Source organism: Cryptobacterium curtum DSM 15641, assembly GCF_000023845.1.
Classification (GTDB): domain Bacteria; phylum Actinomycetota; class Coriobacteriia; order Coriobacteriales; family Eggerthellaceae; genus Cryptobacterium; species Cryptobacterium curtum.
In genome coordinates, this window is sequence record NC_013170.1 from 1,158,841 (window position 1) to 1,179,300 (window position 20,460).

The window sequence follows — 20,460 nt, forward strand, 5'->3', positions numbered from 1 at the left end:
GATACTATTTGATAACTCATACTTTTGTGAAAGGGGCATTTCATGAGGGATCATTCAAAGCACATTCAGCTGTCGCGCGAAGACGCAGTCGCACAGATGCTCGCAGCTCTTGATGAAGTGTCCGAAGGCTTCGGCTGGCGCGGTGCGTTGGCGCAGACAGCAAGCGCTTCAGATAACCAAGTAACCAGACACACGCGCAATGTTCAGCGAAAGCTTGTCGAGCGCGTTTCGCTTGCAGAATCTGTTGACCGCGTGCTGGCATATGACGTTGTTGCGCAGAATGATATACCCAGCGCACTCACGTGTGCGATGGATTCTGTTGCCCTGCATTGGTCTGACTTTGCAGATTTGCCCGAAGGTCAGCTGCCTGATACCAGCAAGTGGGTGCGTGGCGTAAACTGGCAATTCGCAAATACGGGCGTAGCCATGCCTGAAGGGTTCGACACAGCCATCGTTATCGAACATGTGCAGGTTTCCACCGACGAGCAACATATTACTATTGACGCTGCCCCCTCAAAGCCAGGTGCTGGCACTCGTCCGGTTGGTAGTACCATGCACCGCGGCGACGTACTCGCTCAGGCGGGCTCTCTGATAACGCCAGATTTAGCAGCTCGCATTGGCACGGGCAACAATGCTAGCGTGGACGTGATTCGTCGCCCCCGTGTTGCCTTTATTCCCACTGGCAACGAATTGATAGCGCCTGGTGTTCCCTTTGACCCTCAGCACCCTGACAAATTTGCTGCCCACGGTCGTACATTCGAAACAAATAGCGTGATTGTTCGTGCAAAGTGCGAACAATGGGGTGGACAATTTATCCCCTTCGATATTGTGCTCGATCGTCGCGACGCCATTGAAGACGCCATTGCACATGCCGTAGAAGTTGCCGATATCGTCGTACTGAACGCAGGATCATCAAAAGGTAGCGATGACTGGTCGTGCGAGGTCATGGAGGAAATGGGACACATGATCTATCACCAGACAAATCACGGACCAGGGCATCATTCCAGCGCGGCGGTTATCGACGGTACGCCCATCATCGGCATTTCCGGACCGTCGGGCGGTGCATCGTTTACGTTGAACTTCTACCTGCGTCCACTTATGCGCGCCTTTATGGGATTAAGCCCTGAAGCTGAGCGCATACCAGTTGTACTTGCCGAAGAATTCCCTGCAGCCCGATCGGATCGACCAAAGAAGCATGGCAATTCCGTACGGGGTGAAGAACGACCGATGGAACACCCAGAACATGAACCCGGCAAGCCCGAATTCTTTGCTGTGAAAATGCTGCGAATTGATCATGCTGAAGATGGTACCTTGCGCGCTTGGCCAATCGCAGGTCGTCCGGGCAGCGCGGCAACCCTTGCAGCAAACGCATACTATATGCTACCAACCGGTACAGGAATTGAAGCTCCAAAACCTGGTGACATTATTTGGGTCGAGTGGCGTTAGCAACTTTAGAAAACGGAACTACTTCAAGATTTCCATCCACAAGCTCAGCCAGAAATACTTGCTTCACTGAAGCATATCCCTGCGCTGCAAGCTGTTCTATCACCCATGTCTTGTCTTTACCTGCGAGCTTCAATCCGTCAGGTGTCAAGTGTCCATCATTTGCGAGCGGCAAGAGTAGCCCCTCACGCTGCATATCACCTGAACGAATCGTCAGCTTGCCATCAGTTTCCATGACGGCTGCTTTTACATCTTTTATACTGGAAATACCATTTTCTCGCAGGCTCCTACAAAGCTGCTCTGCCGTCAGGCCGACCTTCGCACAACGCGAGATATCTACTTCTCCATCACGAACGAGAAGTTCAGGCTGGCAGGCAACAACACGCCTGAATGTTTTACTACTCCCGAAAAGAATTTTTGCTACTACAACAACAAGCGACCAGATAAGAAGGATTATCAAAAATTGGAGTACCGTGACCGATGGATTATAGATAACTCCACCTATAATGCCGCCCAAAACATAGTTTTGAACTTGGTTAAGGGGTGTATTGAGAGAGAAATCATGTTTTCCAAGGATGTTGATCTGAAGAATCATCACAAGCATCCCAAGTGCAAATTTGATAGCTGTCAGTGTATAAAAATCCATGTCAGCGCTCCCCGTTCACGTAAACATTGTGATTGATGATATGCGTCCGTTCGAGCGTATAAGAGTTATTGTCGTCTTTAAGATGAACGAGATAGTCTTCTTCGTTAAAGCGTACGATAATGCCGTCTTTTAAGTTTGTAGCATTTACTAGCACTTCATCCGCTGAAATCTGTTGATCTGTAGCAACGCCCTCGATAAATTTCACCAGTAATTGAGACCGGGACATCTGATTGCTTACCTGAAGGTACTGCTCGGCTTGAATGCCCACTAACGCTAACGAAAGAACAAGGGCGCCTATCCCAACATCTCTCCAACGGGTTCGTATTCTATTCCGAAAATAAATCGTACTAAAGACGATACCCACTAAAAGAAGCGCCAGTATTATAGCTACGCGTAAAGCTGAATCGGTAGACTGATGCGAAATGATGTAATCAAGATTATAGAAGTCCATATGTCATTCAACCTTGGGGTGTAGTTCTGCCTTTGTAGTCCAAATGGCAACCTGATAGCTCAAACTCTAACAAGCTACTTACAGGGCAGTGATTGCGGCAACTGCACCAAACAAAACACCGGGGATGTTTGCTACCACAATAGGCCAGTCCTTCTTCTTTTGAAAAAAGCCATAGCAGACCCACAAGGTGCAGTTTATTGCGGCAACCATAGGCTGTAAGAAACCGCTTTTATCTCCATTCAGATTATTTAGAATCTGAGGAAAGTAAGCTATATACATGAGCATAGCGGTACAAGTTGCTATCCATCCAATAATTTTAAATGCTTTTTGATTCATATTTTGTTTCCACTTTCAACATTAATGGGACTGACATTGCTAAGATTTACCACCATAAATTCCTGTCAACAAAATACCCACGATGGATCTGGCGGCAAAAGAATTTTGCATTTAATTAACTGTTCTGAAAACAAGTTCGCTCAACGCGTACAACAATAATCTCCTGTAACCTTCGATATATCGGCATAATCCAACACACCACCCACCACACTGGAACGTAGGTAAACACTAGCGGAATAGAAGACTTCCATCGTTGCACTCGATAACCCAACCGCATTCTAGATCCAGAAAATAAGAAATACATGGATCGCGCCACAACACACAATTAAAGCTGCCCATGTATTCTCTTTAAGCTCACGATATCCAAAACACCCATCACTATCGTGGATGAAGTCATAGCTAGACATGTTTCGCATACGTCAAATATCGTATAAAGCAAAGATGAGCAAGCGGACTTGTAGGCCTCCATTGAAAATGGCTTATCATCTGCTATTGCCAAAGTAAGATGAACCGGCACACAAAAAAAGGAGTGTATCGATGCTGGTGATTTCAACGAAGTCAAAGAGGTGACCATCCCTGGCATGAATAACGGAACAGGCGAAATGAGTGCCAGGATGTACATGGATAAACAGGGGAAGATCATCCCAACCGTCATACACGAAGGCGGCTCGATAGGCCTACATAAACATGAGACGAGCGACGACATCAACTACGTCTTGTCAGGAACCGGTAAAGCAATACGCGACGGACAAGAGGAGCTGTTGCATGCTGGCGCCTGCCATATTTGTAAAAAGGGTTCGGAGCACAGCACCATCAACACCGGTGACAACGATTTGACAATGCTTACCGTAATCGTGAAGAGGTAATCGTACATAAATAAAGCAACGTCCACTGTTCGTGGGACGTGAAACCGCAAAGGTTGCCCAGAGGTTGCCAAGCAAACCTGACCCGTTGGTCTGGTTCAGGTGCTTGAAAACGCCGATATCAGCTATTCCCACTCGATCGTGGCAGGAGGCTTACTTGTGATGTCATATGCCACACGGTTGATACCAGGAACCTCAGCCACAATTCGACTGCTGATGCGCGTGAGTACCTCGTAAGGAAGCTTCGCCCAATCGGCAGTCATCGCATCGCTTGATTCCACAGCCCGCAGAATAATCGGCCGCGCATAGGTGCGCTCGTCCCCCATCACACCCACGCTCTTAATATCAGGTAAAACAGCAAAATACTGCCATGCCGCATGTTCGCTATTACGCTCGCCAGTCTGTTCGATTAGCCATTCATTGTACGCATCAAGCTCTTCGCGCACGATAGCGTCGGCGTCCTTCAAAAGCACCAGCTTTTCGGCATCGACAGCACCGATAATACGAATAGCTAAACCCGGACCAGGGAATGGCTGGCGATGCACAATATGATCAGGCAGCCCAAGCGCTTCACCAAGTGCGCGTACTTCGTCTTTGAAGAAATGATCAAGTGGCTCGATCAAATCGAAACGTACTCCTTCAGGAAAAGGAATCAGATTGTGATGACTTTTGATGGTTGATGCTTTGCCACCAGTCTTGCGCGCGCCACTTTCAATAATGTCAGGATAGATCGTACCTTGCGCCAGATACTTAATGCCACCAGTCTCCTGAGCTACGGCAAAGAACTCTTTCCAGAACTGTGTGCCAATAATACGACGTTTTTGTTCAGGATCAACCACACCAGCCAACAGCTTTGCGTAGCGCTCTTCGGCGTGCACGTGCACGAAGTCTATATCGAATTGCTTGGTGAATACTTCTTCAACCTGCTCTGGTTCGCCCTTACGCAGCAATCCATGGTTTACAAACACGCAGGTCAACTGTTTGCCGACAGCTTTTGCGCAGAGCGCGGCCACTACACTTGAATCAACGCCACCTGAAAGTGCCAAAATCATGCGATCGCTACCAACCTGCGCGCGAATTGCATCAATCATGCCCTGCGCGATGCCATCCATAGTCCAATTCGGCTCAAGTTCGCAGATATCGAAGAGGAAATTACTCAGCATATCCTGGCCATACGGGGTGTGACGCACTTCAGGATGAAATTGCGTGGAGTACAGATCTCGTTCGATGCACTCCATGGCAGCAACAGGACATACATCGGTCTGCGCCGTTACGACAAACCCCTCAGGGACGTCGGTTACGGCGTCGCGATGACTCATCCACACGGTTTGTCGTTGTGGAGTGTCGCCCAACAGAAGGCTCATGCCATTGCGTGTAAGCGTGGCAGCGCCGTATTCACCCTTTTCGGTATGACCAACCGTTCCGCCAAGAGTGGTAGCCATGATCTGTTGCCCATAGCAAAAACCGAGTACCGGAACGCCCAGCTCGAGCACTGCTGGATCAATCGCAGGAGCATCTTCGGCATATACACTCGCTGGTCCACCGGACAGGATAATAGCTGATGGTTTCATTTCAGCTAGTTCAGCAGCAGAAATATCGCAGGGCACAATTTCTGAGTACACGTGAAGGTCACGCACGCGGCGAGCAATCAATTGCCCGTATTGAGCCCCGAAATCCAAGACGATTACTTTTTGGTCAGGAACCGCTGCTGTGCTCACGGGCGCACTCCTTCTATAAATGGACCCTACATTATCGTGTTTCTTGTAGCTACAATGGCCGCGTAAAGCGACACGTCTATCTTACCCAAAGCAGCGCGCCCCCGATGGCTTATGCGCGGAAATCCATGATGCTCAGCCTGTATAGCGTGCGAGAATACCGCTGGCTTGGATGTTGCGGTCCAACAACAGCTAGAATGTCGCAACTCTTATTCAGCAGATAGAATAATACGGTTCGTAGATATCTCAACCCAACAGCCAGAATACTTCAACTTGTAGACACCGCGACTCATTAGCCCCCTAAGCAGTGCTACCGCATACGGTAAACTTGCACGATCCAGAAGACAACTACAAGTACCAGCGCAGCTATGAATAGAGGAAATAGAAACCAGGGCTGTGGGGTTCCATTCACTTGAACTGCGGACACTGCAGAAAGACCCACAGCAATAACAACCTTGATCGAAGCAAGCATACTGCCAAAAGCATGATAGATACCTGCTCGATTTCTATCGGTTATCTGTATGCCGCCTGTGCTCCACCATTTTGGATGGCGCTCGACGATATCTATCCCCGCGCAAAGCACAAGCATAAGCATCGGAACAACCAAAATCCGAGACTTACTGCCCCATTCGTCAATCTGCCCGTCAAATCCGTAGTGCACCGGGATGACATCTGGCATGTTCGACCACACCAGCGCAAGATGAATAAAGGTTCCGATTACCAGTAGAATGCAAAGGACTTCTATGGCTTTCCCGAAAGTACCCTTCATCGCCTTCACCTTGATTGCTTCGTCTTAATCTTCGTCCATCAAGTATCGTAGTAGGTGCATGAGTAATTAACTGTGCGCTCCCATTATACCTAATCCATTAGGTATTATTTGATTTCTCGTGACCAAATCTCGTGTCATCTCAATGCAATACTATGAGTCTCATTGGCACGATCATACAAGCGTGAGGCACGAAAATTAATCCCCCCCCACCCCCGCAAGCCATAGTGCGATGGACCCTTTATATAAAAGATCTCTGTATCTCATAGCATTCATCTAAGTTTTCCGGCTCGAAATAACAGCTACGTCCTTATTTATGTCATTTCACACACTATTACGTCCTTATTTATGTAATATCGCACTATAATAAGGACGTAATTGATTCACTAGTTACCGGTGAAAGGAGTCGATATGGATAGATTCCTTATGAAAAAACTCGTTAAATGGAAAGACAGTCCTAGGCGTAAGCCGCTCATTCTCAACGGCGCTAGACAAGTTGGCAAGACCTGGCTACTGAAAGAGTTTGGGAAACTTCACTTCGATAAAGTTGCCTATGTAAGTTTGGACAACAACACAATAGCTCGATCCTTCTTTGAACGAGATTTCGACACAGGGCGCATGATTAGCGATTTGTCGCTGTACACAAGCACTAACATCACCCCCAAAAACACTCTTATTATTATCGACGAGATACAGGCGTGCCCGAAAGCCATCACGTCCCTCAAATACTTCTGCGAGGATGCGCCTGAGTATGCTGTCGCAGCAGCCGGTTCTTTACTTGGGCTTTCTGCTCATGAGGGATCAGGCTACCCCGTAGGCAAAGTCGATGTTTTAAATCTCTTTCCTCTGAACTTTCGAGAGTTCCTCGATGCCACCGGAAATACCATACTCAGGAAGCTGTCCGATTCAGAAAATATTGACAGCATGACATCGTTCGCACCCAAAGCGACAGCACTTTTGCGTCAATACTACGTCATCGGTGGCATGCCTGCAGCAGTAGACGCATTCGTACAGGGCGCTGAGCTCGCAGAAGTTCGCAGAATTCAAACCGACATATTGGAGGGTTATCAGCGCGACTTTGCAAAGCATGCACCTTACAGGATACTGCCACGCATGATGGAAGCTTGGGAATCGATCCCCTCTCATTTAGCGCAGGAAAACCGCAAGTTTGTGTTCGGGCGCATCCGCAAGGGCGCACGTGCTAAAGATTACGAGGAAGCGCTTACCTGGCTCTCCCAAGCGGGGCTCATCATGAAGGTACCGCGCGTGACCAAACCAGGGCTTCCGCTCTCCTCTTACAACGACCATAAGTCCTTCAAGATCTTTCTTCTTGATGTTGGCCTTCTAGCCGCCATGTCCAAACTCGACCCTGCAACTATCGTAAATGGCAACGCAGTCTTCACGGAGTTTAAGGGTGCACTCATCGAGCAATACGTCTGCCAACAGCTAGCATCCGACTGTGGCGAACAGCCTTTCTACTGGTCGGCGGAGAATTCCATCGGCGAAGTTGATTTCCTTGTGCAGGATTCTGAGCACGTGGTAGCTATCGAGGTTAAGGCTGAGGAAAACCTGAAATCCAAGAGTCTTCATGCCTTCAAAAGCAGGAACCCAGAAACATTAGCTGTCCGCTTCAGCTTGGCACCCTTCCGAGAGCAGGAATGGATGCGCAACGTACCTCTATATGCGATGGCAAATAAATGGCTCTGGAATGCCTCCTCCACTGGCACAGACCCATACCGCTAGACAATGTATATTCACGTTGACATTACTATCGTATCAGCTTAATATAACAATCGTTATATTAAGAATGGTAAGGAAGTCAACTATGCCACGCGAGACTCATTATGCGGACGATGTTGTGCTCGATGCAGCACTTGCTGTCGTGCGCCAAAAAGGTTACGAAGCATTATCTGCACGTGCTATTGCCGAACAAGCAGGCTGTTCTGTTCAGCCCATATACCATCGCTTCGGCGGCATGGATGGCTTAACGAAAGCACTGTACGAACACGCACGTACATGGATTCAGAACTACAACCGCATGCGCGCTCACACCTGTTCGAATAAATTTGCCTCCAATGGGGCAGCTCACATCACACTGGCAAAAGAAGAACCCGAGCTCTTCCGCTTTTTATACGTGTCACCCCATCTTGCCGCGACATCAATGACAGAGTTGTTTAAAAGCGTGTCACAACCTGGTGTAATAGAAGAAATCGAACAATTGAAAAACCTAGACCAGGAAGAAGCTTCCAGACTTTACGAGCGGATGATCGTATTTACGCATGGGCTTGCCTGCATGGCGCTTGCGGGCTCTTTGTTTGCGGATGAAGAAATTAACTGCCTTGTTAATGATGCTTTTCGCGCTTTCTATCGAGATATCACTCATGCCAAATGTGAGTCTGCTGATGCCGCCAACAAAGAAAGCCACTAGTATGTCTTCGCTATCGATACGACAGAGCGCAACAAGTTGGAAGACTGCCACCCGAAAGCATGCCGATGTATCCATATTAAAGCGTCAGTCCACTGCAAAATGTCAGACCACATCACCGTGTCAGCCTGAACTAAAGCGCGAGCCTATACCACCGTGCCAGCCAACACCAGAACACAGGCCTATGTCAAAGTGTCAACCCGTACCAACAGACAGACATGTATCAAAGCACCAATCTGCATTAAAACGCTCGGTCACATCAAGGCGTCAGAGCATACGGCTTGGTCTAGTTTTCACTTCGTTTTTGCTCTTCCCCGCTACGATCTTTTATTTTTCTCCCTACCTGTCCGTTCTTGGACCTTTCCAAGGAATTCTCCCTGGAAGCCTCGTCGCATTTGGCACGCTGTTTCTGCTTTCATTCTTTTTGCGTCGCGGCTTTTGCGGATGGCTTTGCCCAACAGGAGGTCTCCAAGAAATGGTGGCCACGATACAGCCAAAACTTAGCAAACTGGGGTGGCGCTGCGCGATTAAATTCGTAATATGGGTGCCATGGATATGCGCTATAGCCGCTGGTGCTGTGGTTGCAGGAGGAATCCATACTGTCGACTTAGCATTTAAAACCGAGCACGGCCTTTCAGTAGCAAGCATTCACGATCTGCTTATTTACCTGGGAATTGTTGCTCTGTTCTTCGTAATAGACCTCATCGTGGGACGCCGCGGTGCATGTCACTACATCTGCTGGATTGCGCCATTCATGATTATTGGTGAAACAATCGGACGCCTGTTGCACCTTCCGCAACTTCACGTACACGGTGTTTCTAACACCTGCGTACATTGTGGAGCGTGCGAGCGGGCATGCCCCATGAGCCTACCGGTCTCTACGTTAGCTGCTGGTGAAGCAGCTATTGACAGCACGGAATGCATCCAGTGTGCCGCATGCTGTGACGCCTGTCGACACAATGCACTTGCGATAGGGTTTGGGCCTATTCGCAAAAAAGACTTCATTATGCGATAATTCGCACGCAATACACCTTCATTACAAGTACACCCTTATTACAGCACGTGCGCTCGATAAAGCCTGATGACCGCATCCGTTCGTTGAATTGATTGCATCAGATCGTTAAAATCACTCTCATCATCACGATAGAAACGGTCTACTGCCGAAATATTCACCAACTATGACGAGCAAACCATTCAACCGTCAGCTGACGTTGTTTATCCGTAAATGCATGTTCAAACACTTCATCGTGAAGCCAGCGAAGTGTTTTCTTGGAAAGATATCGTTTCATTTCGGCTTCTCCTTGATGCATAACCCCGCTAATTAAACAAGGACTCTTGTCGTTCGCATCCAAGGCGCCCAGCTCTTTCAGAACAGGACTACCAAACCTCACCTCTTGACAGCGAAAAAATGGATCCTTGCCTTCAATAGCCTCGACGATGTCCCAAAACGAAATGGCTTCAGGAGTGCGCGCAAGACGATAGCCTCCTTTAACACCGGGCGAAGAAAGAACAATATGTGCCTTCGCAAGCCGAGTAAAAGTCTTGGACAAATAGCTTGCAGAAATCCCCTGGAATTCAGCCAAATCACGAATACCTATACTTTTGTTTTCTTCTACATCAACCATATACATAAGGCAATGAAGCGCATGTTCAATGCTTATAGAAAATTTCATGCTTCTACCAATCTAGTAATTATAGATAAAATTTATCGACGATATATTTTTGGCATTGAACAAAGACAGGCGTCTATCTACACTCATTCCAAGTTTGACAGATCGTCGATAACTTTTGTCCATTATAGGAGGTTCGAACATGCTTCCAGAAACGCTTTATAAATGTCTAGAAAATGACTGTATTGTGGCTATCGCCACTGCTGATGTAGACGGACACCCGCACCTTGTAAACACTTGGAATAAATACGTCATGGTCACAAAAGATGATGAATTGCTCATCCCCTGCGCTGGCTACCGCAAAACCGAAAGCAACATAAAGAGCAATCCCTATGTTGAAATCACTATCGGCAGTCCTGAAGTTAAAGGCAAAAAGTACTTAGGAACAGGCTTTCTTCTTACTGGCACAGCGGAATTTCAGTCGGAGGGCCCTCTTTTTGAGCGCATGCATAGTGTTCGTAAGTTCTGTAATCGCGTTATGGTATTTACCCCTGAAACCTGTAAGCAAATGGTGTAAGCAACATACAATCGATATCCGGTTTATCTTTCGATTTTTACTTACGGTACCACTGCTAACATTGCAGTATTTGACTACCTGCGCGAGAGATTTTCGCGAGCTATCTCATCATTTGGCCCTACATTACCTTGCTGTTTCATACGCCGCTCCACATAGGAGTAGAGTGCACTGATGGCAAAACAGATAGCGCCACCGATAATAAACGAGGCCACCCGAGCAAACGGCTCAAGCACCGCTGCATCTACCAGCACAAGCTTCAGAACACAGATGATGGCGAGGGTAAGACCATATAAACGCAATGGTTTGAGCCGTGCTTTGAAACCAACAGCGATACAGATAAGCGCTGTTGCCATCACAACAATGCTTTCAACAAAGGCAACATCAAGCAAAATAGTAAAGCACCGCACAAGTGCCCAGCCAAGCAGCGAAAGTGTTATCCCCTCTGACACTTGCAAAACCGCTGCAGGCCGAGGAGTATCGGGATAGAAATCCCAAAGGCGCAATCCAACTAACACCAGCAAAACAAGTAGTGCTGGTGTATAGGCCATCAGTGGATTTTCACCGTAAAGAAGGCTACTTCCGTTCTCCCTAAGAACCCAGAAGGCTATGAGCATAGAAACAACGAGTTCATTAACCGCTGCCCCTATCCAGAACGTATCGGATACCATCTTGCGATCATGCGCCTGAAGAATGTACATACCCACCAGTAGCACCGCAAGAACACTCGCAACAACAACTTGCGTATATCTAAAGGCAGTTGCAGCTACAATAACCTGCGTTGAAATCTCAGCTACAACCAAGCAGATAAGGATACGTGGACGAATTCCTGACACCTGTAATACGCTCGGTACAGCAGCTTTCTTACAGCGACCGCACCATGAAAGAAACGCTATTGCCACAAGCAGCATGACATAGACAAATGCAGCAATCAAACCCGCGTGTTCCACCAGTTCGTCATAGCCAAAAGCAATCATTAGTAAAGCGTCGAGACTCCAAAGGATATCGCCAGTCAGTGCGAATGCGGTATCGCGTTTCGCATATGCGAGGATGTAAAAGAACGTAGCAACAAGAACAATATAGGAAAGATTAGGAATCGCCAGAAGCGACAGATGTGGAAAGGCATACCGCAGTACTAGCAGAAACGCCGCCATAGAACCCAACAGGCAAAGGGACAATCGGCTGGTTGCTCTATCTACGACACCTTTGGAGGTCAGCCATAGGACTAGGGCAATTCCAACCGCAAGACAAATAAGACCCGCAACCGTTGCCTGTACTTCGGCAGTCATCACCAATCGATCTGCTACCGCACCATAAAAGCCCGCATTACCTACAAAACCACTTGCTTGAAGAGACAGCTGTCGCACAACAGCCCACACATCAACAAGAAGTACCCCAAGCCAAACCAGCTTACCAATAATGTATGACACCGTCGCAATGGCATGCCGCGCTTCCCCCTTTTGAGGGAGCGCCTGCACAAACAAAAGCAACAGGACACTCGCACCAATACATTGCAGGAAAAAGACCAGCACGACTGGAGTGGTAAGCGGAGGACCACCAAAACCGATAAATCCCATCCTGAAGTAGTCATACATAAAAAGACTGGCGATCAAAATAAGCACGAGTGAGGTTAGCAGCCCAGACCGATACGTCTTCCTCATGCAGAAGATGTCTCCAACCACTACCAGAATACATGCCAGCATCTGATAGGTAACAACAAGCGGTAAACGTGTCTCGTTAAAACCGATAGCGTAAGCAAAGCAGACAGAAACGACCATACCCACATGGACTATCACCGACAATACAATGGAGTCGAGACGCCGTATCAATGCCATACAAGCTGCCATCCAGGCAAGCAATAGTCCAAAGGCGGGTATTTCACCCAGGTAATGGAAATATACGTGAGTTATGAGCGCAGAAATGAACACAGCGCCCATGCCGCCACCCAAAAGGGATATTGAGAAGGTGTTTTGGCGCCGACGCGTTGTCAAGAGTCCTGCGAGAACTAAAACAAGACTGATCAGCCACATAGCTGCACAACGAACGATGTTTTCAAGGATGGGAATCACCAGAATACCTAGGAAGATAAGCCCAAGGAAAACAAGGATAACCGCAGCAAGCCCAATAACATTACGACCGAATGTACCCTCAAGCGAGTTGTCTGTCTGTGCAGAGATTCTTTCTGTAGATGTGGCTACACCAGCAGACGCCGAAAGAGCTGCGGGAGAATTAGCAGATGAAGATACGGGTGTAGCAAAAGTTTCAGATGTAGAAGCCACAGCGGGCGCCGACAGAGGCGCACCGACAGGTGGTACGGGCGCACCAGCAGGCACCAATACGGAAGTAACAGGCGTGCGTATATCAGTGGGCATTGTGGTAGAGCTGGCTGATGTCGCTGCAGAGGCAACCGATGCCGACGCACTCACGCCAACAGAAACAGGCGGTCGTCCGTAGTCAGCTTCGCCACCTAACGGCACGTTTGATGCAGGAGGTGAAGTATGTCCGACAGATAAACTAGCAGATTCAAGATTGCACAAACGCTCCTTGAGATTAGTAATTTCGCGTTTGCATTTCCGCATTTCAGCAACAACATAGACAACAAGTACACAAGCAGCAAGTCCAATAAAGCACGTTATCAGAAATTGTAGGATGCTTGTTATGTTGTAAATCACACAGTGCCCCTTTTACTGCTTCTCTTCTACTGTATGCATGCGCGCTTGCTATTCCATCGAAGTGGAACAACATGCCAAGATGTACTTTTTTCTCCTATATGTACTCCTACTAATGAGCCACTAGCGAACCTCTTATTACTGTCTTTATCTTCTCAAGCAAAAATAATAGCTGAAGAGTTTTCTTTACCCAATAGGATATTAGAGAACTGGTGCTTACAAATATACCCAACCCCCACCTAGATTCTGCTCGTAGGTCTATTGTGACCTTCTGTGTATAATCGTGTTCAATACTATTTGCTCATCAAGTCCGCTTTATTTACCTTGCGAAGGACTGTATAAGCAAAAGCCCTCCAAATCACTTGATACCTAAGGAAGGTTTCATGTTCGATAAAAGACTGTTTGAACTCGCGCCCGAAGCACGCATACCGGTATTTATCTCCGTTGTGCTTAAAGTAGTCGCGCTCTTTGCAAATATCATCATGATGATTGCTTTAGGTCGAGCCATCGAAGGAATCTTTCAGGGAACATCAACCTTACTCGATAGCGGAACTCTGGCGCTCGTGGCTGTCGCCCTCATCGTTCGGGCGGTCGCTGGATATGGCACACAGCGCGCCGGTGATATAGCAGCAGTTGCCGCCAAGAAATCCATTCGAACAAAGATTTACAACAAGCTCGTTTCTCTTGGTCCTGCCTACCAAGAGACCGTGTCAACTTCTGAAGCAGTACAATTAGCTGTTGAAGGGTCCGAACAGCTCGAAGTGTATTTTGGTGGCTATGTGCCTCAACTTTTCTTTTCCCTCATTGCACCTGTTATTTTATTTATCTGTCTGTTGCCCATTGCAGCAGGTCCAGCGTGTATGTTGCTTGCCTGCGTAGTGTTTATTCCTGCGCTCATTATTATCGTGCGCCGCAAAGCTACCGCGGTGGCTGAAGATTATTGGGATACTTACGCCGATCTTGGAAGCATGTTTTTAGAAGACCTCCAAGGCATGACGACCCTTAAGATCTTTCAAGCTGACAAGATGCGCCATCAGCAGATGAACAACACCGCAGAAGGATTCCGCAAGGCAACCATGCGTATGTTGGGTGTACAGCTCACCTCAATTGGCGCTATGGACGTAGTGGCATATGGCGGTGCAGCAGCCGGTATTGTGGTGGCCCTCGTACTCCTTTTTCAGGGTTCGCTTTCGTTTGCTGCTGCTTTTGCTGTTGTATTTCTTTCTCAAGAGTTCTTCTTACCCATGCGGGCACTCGGATCGCTCTTCCACGCAGCTATGAGCGGCATGGCCAGTTCGGTACGTATATTCGAACTTCTCGATACGAAGGAAACACCGCGCAAAGACGCAAAACTTACAGCGCAGCAATGCGAACTTTCATGCCGTACGGTGGGCTATACCTATCCCGGCAGCTCGGCGACACCAACGCTTCACTCGATTAACCTCGACTTCCCTGCTAACAGCTTTACCGGTATCGTCGGGAAAAGTGGTGCCGGTAAGTCCACACTCGCCGCTGTGCTTTCCGGTCACGCTGACGCATACACGGGCACGGTAGCTATAAACGGCGTGGAATTGCGCGACCTCTCTGCAAGCACACTCGCTACTCTAGTAACCGTTGTGCCGTCCGATAGCATGTTATTCGCTGGTAGCATACGGGAAAACTTGCAGATGGCTGCACCGTGCGCAACGGATGCGGCTATGGAAGGTGCCCTTGGACGCTGCGGAATACTTAACTTCGTGCGCACGGCGGGTGGCCTCGACCTAGTACTTTCTGAAGGCGGCTCGAACCTTTCAGGTGGTCAGCGCCAACGCATCGCGCTTGCGCGCGCCCTTCTCCATGACACGCCGATCTACGTGTTTGATGAAGCAACTTCAAGTATCGACGCTGAAAGTGAAAAGGCAATCTCTGAAGTCATCCGCAGCATGAAAGGCGATCGGACCGTCATCGTTATTGCGCATCGCCTATCGCTTGTTAAAGAAGCCGATAACATTGTGGTCCTTGATGGCGGCACTGTCGCCGAAGAGGGTTCACATGCAGAACTTGTACAAACCAGTGGTCTGTTTGCGCAATTATGGGAAAGCCAACGCCATCTGGAAGAACGTGCAGCCGCAGCTGAAATGGCGGCAAATAGTAATGTGATAGCTGCAAGCAGAACCGTTGCAGCATCTACAGACAGGGTCTCCTCGACGGCCGTACACAAGACACCAGCGCAACCCGAATCACCTGAAAGCAGCACAAGCACATCAGCTCGTTCGGCAGCTAGCTCGACACATCAACCAACCCAAGCAGCACATCAACCCGATCGGGCTACCTCAATAAACCAAGCAGCAACCCCGAAGCGTTCGAACTTCGCAATTATGCGGCGCCTTATCAAGCTGGTACGTCCACTTGCTCCCCGCATGGCCCTTGCCATCACGTTGGGTACTATAGGATTCCTTGCCGCCATATTCCTAATGGCGTTCGCGTCGTACGGTATCGTCGAAGGAACACTCGGTACTGGGGCTTCCCTTTCGCTGTTGTGCGTCGCAGCCGTTGCCTGCGGCATCCTCCGCGGACCACTGCGCTACGGTGAACAACTATGTAACCACGACATCGCTTTTCGCATACTCGCGTATATTCGCGATGTGCTTTACGGCGCGCTGCGGCGTCTCGCACCAGCGAAGCTTGAAGGTCGCGCTAAGGGCGATCTTGTGTCAGTAGCCACTGGCGACATCGAATTGCTTGAAGTGTTTTATGCACACACCATCTCGCCGATAGCGATCGCCTGTATTGTCAGCGTTATTATGCTTGTCTTTTTTGGCGCCACCGTTCCTGAAGTGGTGCCGCTTGCGCTCGCGAGCTATCTCCTTGTTGGTGTGGTACTGCCCATTTTCGCTTCTCATATCTCTGGAAAAGCAGGTGAACACCTGCGCGAAGGACAAGGCCGTCTTGAATCGTTTACGCTCGAAAGCTTGCGTGGTATGCGAGAGCTTTTGCAGTTTGGACATACCCAAGAGCGTGGAAATACTCTTACTCAGATTACCAATGAACTCTGTAAAGTAGAACTTTCTCTCAAAGCACGCTCGGCTGCCATGGAAGCGGCGACACAAGCAATTGTTGGATCACTTGCTATTGGCATGGTGCAGTTTGCCTTCGCGCTGGCAGCATCCGGGACAACAGAACTGGGAGCTGCTTTTGTGGTTGGCTTCACGTTTATGTCCTCGTTTGGACCGGTGCTTGCCCTGATGCGTCTTGGCACCACACTGCAGCAAACTTTTGCTTCAGGTGGACGTGTTCTCGATATACTCGATGAAACACCCGAAACGCTCGAAATAGAAGACGGCTCCAATATAGAATTCTCTGGCGCTGAATTCGATGATGTCTCATTCTCATATGCTGGCGCACACAAACAGGTTCTTGAACAGGTAAGATTCGCTATACCACAGGGAGAAGCAGTAGCTCTTGTGGGAGAAAATGGCTGCGGCAAGTCAACAACACTGAAATTGCTCATGCGTTTCTGGGATACGTGCAGTGGTGCTGTGCGTATTTCTGGACATGATGTGCGCGAAGTACATACTGCAAGTTTGCGTTCAAACGAAGGGTACCTCACCCAAGATACCCACCTGTTTGCTGGCACCATCGGCGAGAACATTCGTCTGGCAAAGCCTGATGCAACTGACGATCAGCTGCGGGCAGCTTGCGCCAAGGCAAGCGTGCTCACGCTTATAGATAGCTTGCCATCTGGGTTCGACACACCAGCTGGTGAACTAGGTGGACGACTTTCTGGTGGTGAACGTCAGCGCATAGGTCTTGCCCGTATCTTCCTTCAAGATGCACCATTTTTGTTACTTGACGAGCCAACATCAAATATCGATGCGCTCAATGAAGCAGCGATTGTCGAAGCACTCGAAGGCGAAAAAGCACGGAAGACCATTGTGCTTGTCAGCCATCGCGCGTCCACCCGTGCTCTTGCCGACACTGAAATCTCACTCGATCGACCTACAAACACAAGCGGCGCCTAGCTCACATACTTTTCGAGGGTGTTAATTGCATATCTTCCCGGGATTAAGAATTCCCGCTGGGTCAAAGACACGTTTGATGCCTGCCATTAATTCTATTGCGGTATCACCCATTGCTTCGAGCAAGTATTCTTTTTTTGCCGTAACCAATACCGTGCTCACCAGATATCTGACCATTGAATTCGGCACACTTGGCATAGCAGGCACGCATCACGCGTCCGGAACGCTCAATGAATTCCTTATGCTTCATGTCGTTGGTGCAACAGTAAATATGCAGGTTGCCGTCGCCAGCATGTCCAAACGAACGCATACGCACGCCATTTTCAGCTCCAACGTCATGGGCGTACCGCAAAAATGCCGGTATCCTATCGACCGGGACAACGACATCCATTTCATCGACAAGTTCAGATTTCGATTCAATCACTGTAAGGAATGAATCGCGCGCATCCCAAACTGCTTGCTTTTCAGCAGGTTGGCTCAAAACAAGTGTGTCGTAGGCTCCTAATTCGTCGCCGATCTCAGCCAAAATTTCAGCCCGCTGAAATATTTCGTCTTCATCTCCCTCGTCGAGAGTCACCAGAATGTAAGCCCCTACTTCACGCCCGTTGACTTCGGTTGGAAAGATGTTGTTGCCCGTTGACGCAGCAGATGAATCCACAATGTCCCGTTCCATAAACTCGATGGACTGTGGCCCAAGTCCGACTAACTTGATACGAGGCACAGCATCGATAGCAGCTTCGATGCTCTCAAACGGCAGGATGAAACTCGTATTTTCCCGCGGATTAGGAACAAGGCGCAAGGTAAGCTCCGTAATAATAGCTAAGGTGCCTTCCGACCCAATAATCAGATGCATCAGGCTATAACCCGACGAAGCTTTAGTAACGGGACGGCCGAGCTTCATCACCTCGCCAGTCGGCAGCACCACTGTCATGTCGAGTACATAGTCCCTTGTGGTTCCATATTTAACCGCCCGCATGCCACCAGCATTCGTGCTTACATTGCCACCGATTGAACCAGTCTTTTCACCCGGATCAGGAGGATAAAGCAGACCTTTGTCCAGGGCATCGGCTGCCAGGTCGCAAAGGCGCACGCCGGGCTGTACGCGAACAAGCAGATTATTCATGTCGTAGCCAAGAATATGATCCATGCGCATAGTGCATAAGACGATGCCGCCAAACAGAGGGGTACTACCCCCTACTAAACCGGTACCCGCTCCGCGCACCGTCACGGGAATAGTATGTTTGTTGCACACCTGCATAATGGCGGCAACCTCTTCGGTATTTGCTGGCAAGCAAACCGCTTCCGGCATATGGCTTCCGTAGATGGGCATTTCATCATGCGCATAATCATCAGCTATATCTTCGCCCGTTAGGCAGTTTTCTTCCCCAACAATAGCCGCAATCTGCTCGATCAGTTCTGCTGTGAGTTTACTGTATCCGTCCATGATCGCCTTTCGGTCGATATGCCCTCAGCTGATAAGGTGCGAAGCCCCTCGTTTCACTGACGCTTTTGCATCTTTATCCCCTAGCTTATGCGCCTTATGCCTATGCTAAGCCTACGCCGATGTCTATGCCAAACCTAAGCCTAAACACCTACACCTATGTCTCTGCTGGCTCCCTTATGTTTGCCCCGATACTTTCACTCTCACACTTTTCTACTTATCCCTATGATAGCGAAAGCGCACGTGAATAATCTGGATAACTACTTGTTTTATCAGCAGTGCGTTGTCCTAATGTGCGCCGTTTCATCAATGCCTTTATCCGCTGTATTTAGTATCAGTTCATTGCCAGAAATAAGTCGAGCTGATATCGCATCGGAATAAGCGTTACCTTTCAATGCGTACAGAAATTCGTATGGCGTCCCGTAAAACGCTCGTATTGAACAACAACACGTAAAGCGCACCCGAGAAAGGGAGAAACTATGATGCTGGAAGAAACCTTCACGATGAATAACGGGGTCGCTATCCCCAAGCTGGCCTTGGGCACCTGGCTGATTGACGACGATGTCGTTACTGATGCGGTAAAGGCTGCAGTCGAGATAGGATATCGCCACATCGATACGGCACAGGCGTACGACAACGAACGCGGTGTCGGCGAGGCTGTTCGTTCTTGCGGTGTAGCGCGCGATGAGCTGTTCGTAACTTCTAAAGTTGCTGCTGAACACAAGACCTACGATTCAGCTGCAGCTTCTATTGACAGCACGCTTACCACAATGGGGCTCGATTATCTGGACATGATGATTATCCATTCCCCGCAGCCGTGGACTGAAGTCAACCAGTCGGATAATCGCTATGAAAAGGGCAACGTCGAAGCATACCGGGCGTTGGAAGATGCGCTTTCTGCCGGTAAGCTGCGCGCTATTGGTATTTCCAACTTCCTTGAAGACGACCTACGTAACATCTTGGATAACTGCCGTGTAGTGCCCGCGGTTGATCAGGTGCTTGCTCATATCGGCAATACACCCCTTGAACTGGCGGACTTTTGCAAGCGCAACAATATCCTGGTAGAAGCCTACTCCCCCATCGCTCACGGCGAAGCAGGCAAGATCACCGCAATAGTCGATATGGCTAAAAAGTACAGCGTGTCGGTTGCGCAGTTGTGCATTCGCTATGTGCTGCAATTAGGCATGGTTGCGCTTCCTAAAACAGCAAATCCAGATCACATGAAATCAAATGCTGCAGTCGATTTTGAGATTGCGGCCGATGACATGGAAGCCCTCAAGAACGTTGAGCGTATTTCAGACTATGGCGATAGTTCATTCTTCCCCGTGTACGGTGGCAAACTCTAGGAATATCGAGAAACTCGTAAGAACAAATCCTGAAGCCCTGTTCACTACGTTCGTGAACAGGTGCCATCACTTATAGGTTTGTAATGCACCGATACGTGCCTTGTTCCATCCCCGTGAACAAGGCACGGCCCTAACATTCCTGAAGAAACCTGAAGAATATTTAGTGCGCGCTTGAGT

General features: G+C 48.8%; 17 protein-coding genes. 8 read left to right on the forward strand and 9 right to left on the reverse strand.

The features are described 5' to 3' along the window. Window positions 1-42 precede the first annotated feature (42 nt). Window positions 43-1,446 carry a molybdopterin-binding protein gene (locus tag CCUR_RS05050; protein WP_012803398.1) on the forward strand — a complete coding sequence of 468 codons (1,404 nt, stop codon included), beginning with the start codon at window positions 43-45 and terminating at the stop codon, window positions 1,444-1,446. Here the strand turns inward: CCUR_RS05050 and CCUR_RS05055 are convergent. From CCUR_RS05055 to CCUR_RS05065, 3 genes are all read right to left on the reverse strand, one after another. Beyond that, on the reverse strand, window positions 1,424-2,089 hold the full coding sequence (locus CCUR_RS05055) for a DUF421 domain-containing protein (protein WP_012803399.1): 666 nt from the start codon (window positions 2,087-2,089) through the stop codon (window positions 1,424-1,426). The genes CCUR_RS05050 and CCUR_RS05055 overlap by 23 nt on opposite strands. Window position 2,090: 1 nt before the next feature. Further along, entirely contained in the window at window positions 2,091-2,540 is a 450-nt protein-coding gene (locus CCUR_RS05060) for a DUF3290 domain-containing protein (RefSeq protein ID WP_012803400.1), read from the reverse strand. 78 nt (window positions 2,541-2,618) lie between these two features. Then, the gene (locus CCUR_RS05065) at window positions 2,619-2,876 is read right to left on the reverse strand and encodes a SemiSWEET family transporter (RefSeq protein ID WP_012803401.1); all 258 of its coding nucleotides are present in this window, start codon (window positions 2,874-2,876) and stop codon (window positions 2,619-2,621) included. Between the two features lie 581 nt (window positions 2,877-3,457). On the opposite strand from CCUR_RS05065, the gene CCUR_RS05070 reads away from it, so the two are divergent. Then, window positions 3,458-3,742 carry a cupin domain-containing protein gene (locus CCUR_RS05070; RefSeq protein WP_012803402.1) on the forward strand — a complete coding sequence of 95 codons (285 nt, stop codon included), beginning with the start codon at window positions 3,458-3,460 and terminating at the stop codon, window positions 3,740-3,742. Between the two features lie 122 nt (window positions 3,743-3,864). Here the strand turns inward: CCUR_RS05070 and guaA are convergent, their stop codons facing one another. Further along, complete coding sequence (guaA, locus tag CCUR_RS05075) at window positions 3,865-5,457, reverse strand: glutamine-hydrolyzing GMP synthase (RefSeq protein ID WP_012803403.1); 1,593 nt, start codon at window positions 5,455-5,457, stop codon at window positions 3,865-3,867. 307 nt (window positions 5,458-5,764) lie between these two features. Then, entirely contained in the window at window positions 5,765-6,223 is a 459-nt protein-coding gene (locus tag CCUR_RS05080; RefSeq protein WP_012803404.1) for a DUF1648 domain-containing protein, read from the reverse strand. Window positions 6,224-6,631: 408 nt separating this feature from the next. Between CCUR_RS05080 and CCUR_RS05085 the strand changes: the two genes are divergently transcribed. The 3 genes from CCUR_RS05085 (at window position 6,632) to CCUR_RS07670 (ending at window position 9,660) form a co-directional block, all read left to right on the forward strand. Further along, the gene (locus CCUR_RS05085; protein ID WP_012803405.1) at window positions 6,632-7,963 is read left to right on the forward strand and encodes an ATP-binding protein; all 1,332 of its coding nucleotides are present in this window, start codon (window positions 6,632-6,634) and stop codon (window positions 7,961-7,963) included. 82 nt (window positions 7,964-8,045) lie between these two features. Beyond that, the gene (locus tag CCUR_RS07275; RefSeq protein WP_012803406.1) at window positions 8,046-8,648 is read left to right on the forward strand and encodes a TetR/AcrR family transcriptional regulator; all 603 of its coding nucleotides are present in this window, start codon (window positions 8,046-8,048) and stop codon (window positions 8,646-8,648) included. A 181-nt stretch (window positions 8,649-8,829) separates the two neighbouring features. Beyond that, complete coding sequence (locus CCUR_RS07670; RefSeq protein ID WP_049754334.1) at window positions 8,830-9,660, forward strand: 4Fe-4S binding protein; 831 nt, start codon at window positions 8,830-8,832, stop codon at window positions 9,658-9,660. Between the two features lie 154 nt (window positions 9,661-9,814). Here the strand turns inward: CCUR_RS07670 and CCUR_RS05100 are convergent, their stop codons facing one another. Next, entirely contained in the window at window positions 9,815-10,318 is a 504-nt protein-coding gene (locus CCUR_RS05100) for an RrF2 family transcriptional regulator (protein ID WP_012803408.1), read from the reverse strand. A gap of 139 nt (window positions 10,319-10,457) precedes the next feature. Here CCUR_RS05100 and CCUR_RS05105 point away from each other — a divergent pair, with 139 nt between their 5' ends. Beyond that, window positions 10,458-10,832: a pyridoxamine 5'-phosphate oxidase family protein gene (locus tag CCUR_RS05105; RefSeq protein ID WP_012803409.1), complete on the forward strand. Its 375-nt coding sequence runs from the start codon at window positions 10,458-10,460 to the stop codon at window positions 10,830-10,832. 74 nt (window positions 10,833-10,906) lie between these two features. Here the strand turns inward: CCUR_RS05105 and CCUR_RS05110 are convergent, their stop codons facing one another. After that, a complete protein-coding gene (locus tag CCUR_RS05110) occupies window positions 10,907-13,501 on the reverse strand; it encodes a DUF2339 domain-containing protein (protein WP_012803410.1) in 2,595 nt (864 codons plus the stop codon). Window positions 13,502-13,881: 380 nt separating this feature from the next. Here CCUR_RS05110 and cydC point away from each other — a divergent pair, with 380 nt between their 5' ends. Then, window positions 13,882-17,499, forward strand: coding sequence for a thiol reductant ABC exporter subunit CydC (cydC, locus tag CCUR_RS05120; RefSeq protein WP_012803411.1), 3,618 nt, complete (start codon window positions 13,882-13,884; stop codon window positions 17,497-17,499). Between the two features lie 21 nt (window positions 17,500-17,520). On the opposite strand, the gene CCUR_RS07690 is transcribed toward cydC, so the two are convergent. Beyond that, window positions 17,521-17,673, reverse strand: a complete 153-nt coding sequence (locus CCUR_RS07690) for an FAD-linked oxidase C-terminal domain-containing protein (protein WP_342606829.1) — start codon at window positions 17,671-17,673, stop codon at window positions 17,521-17,523. Further along, window positions 17,603-18,940 carry an FAD-binding oxidoreductase gene (locus CCUR_RS05125; protein ID WP_245526089.1) on the reverse strand — a complete coding sequence of 446 codons (1,338 nt, stop codon included), beginning with the start codon at window positions 18,938-18,940 and terminating at the stop codon, window positions 17,603-17,605. The genes CCUR_RS07690 and CCUR_RS05125 overlap by 71 nt, the downstream gene beginning before the upstream one ends. Window positions 18,941-19,416: 476 nt before the next feature. Between CCUR_RS05125 and CCUR_RS05130 the strand changes: the two genes are divergently transcribed. Next, a complete protein-coding gene (locus tag CCUR_RS05130) occupies window positions 19,417-20,283 on the forward strand; it encodes an aldo/keto reductase (RefSeq protein ID WP_012803413.1) in 867 nt (288 codons plus the stop codon). Window positions 20,284-20,460 lie beyond the last annotated feature (177 nt).

Excerpts from the sequence above, each read along its gene's own strand:
- CCUR_RS05065 (WP_012803401.1), bottom strand. The coding sequence starts at position 2,876 with ATGAATCAAAAAGCATTTAAAATTATTGGATGGATAGCAACTTGTACC.
- CCUR_RS05080 (WP_012803404.1), bottom strand. The coding sequence starts at position 6,223 with ATGAAGGGTACTTTCGGGAAAGCCATAGAAGTCCTTTGCATTCTACTG.
- CCUR_RS05070 (WP_012803402.1), top strand. The coding sequence starts at position 3,458 with ATGAATAACGGAACAGGCGAAATGAGTGCCAGGATGTACATGGATAAA.
- CCUR_RS05130 (WP_012803413.1), top strand. The coding sequence starts at position 19,417 with ATGATGCTGGAAGAAACCTTCACGATGAATAACGGGGTCGCTATCCCC.
- cydC (WP_012803411.1), top strand. The coding sequence starts at position 13,882 with ATGTTCGATAAAAGACTGTTTGAACTCGCGCCCGAAGCACGCATACCG.
- CCUR_RS05085 (WP_012803405.1), top strand. The coding sequence starts at position 6,632 with ATGGATAGATTCCTTATGAAAAAACTCGTTAAATGGAAAGACAGTCCT.
- CCUR_RS05060 (WP_012803400.1), bottom strand. The coding sequence starts at position 2,540 with ATGGACTTCTATAATCTTGATTACATCATTTCGCATCAGTCTACCGAT.
- CCUR_RS07690 (WP_342606829.1), bottom strand. The coding sequence starts at position 17,673 with ATGGTCAGATATCTGGTGAGCACGGTATTGGTTACGGCAAAAAAAGAA.
- CCUR_RS05105 (WP_012803409.1), top strand. The coding sequence starts at position 10,458 with ATGCTTCCAGAAACGCTTTATAAATGTCTAGAAAATGACTGTATTGTG.
- CCUR_RS05050 (WP_012803398.1), top strand. The coding sequence starts at position 43 with ATGAGGGATCATTCAAAGCACATTCAGCTGTCGCGCGAAGACGCAGTC.
- CCUR_RS07275 (WP_012803406.1), top strand. The coding sequence starts at position 8,046 with ATGCCACGCGAGACTCATTATGCGGACGATGTTGTGCTCGATGCAGCA.
- CCUR_RS05055 (WP_012803399.1), bottom strand. The coding sequence starts at position 2,089 with ATGGATTTTTATACACTGACAGCTATCAAATTTGCACTTGGGATGCTT.
- CCUR_RS07670 (WP_049754334.1), top strand. The coding sequence starts at position 8,830 with ATGTCAAAGTGTCAACCCGTACCAACAGACAGACATGTATCAAAGCAC.
- CCUR_RS05100 (WP_012803408.1), bottom strand. The coding sequence starts at position 10,318 with ATGAAATTTTCTATAAGCATTGAACATGCGCTTCATTGCCTTATGTAT.
- CCUR_RS05125 (WP_245526089.1), bottom strand. The coding sequence starts at position 18,940 with ATGGACGGATACAGTAAACTCACAGCAGAACTGATCGAGCAGATTGCG.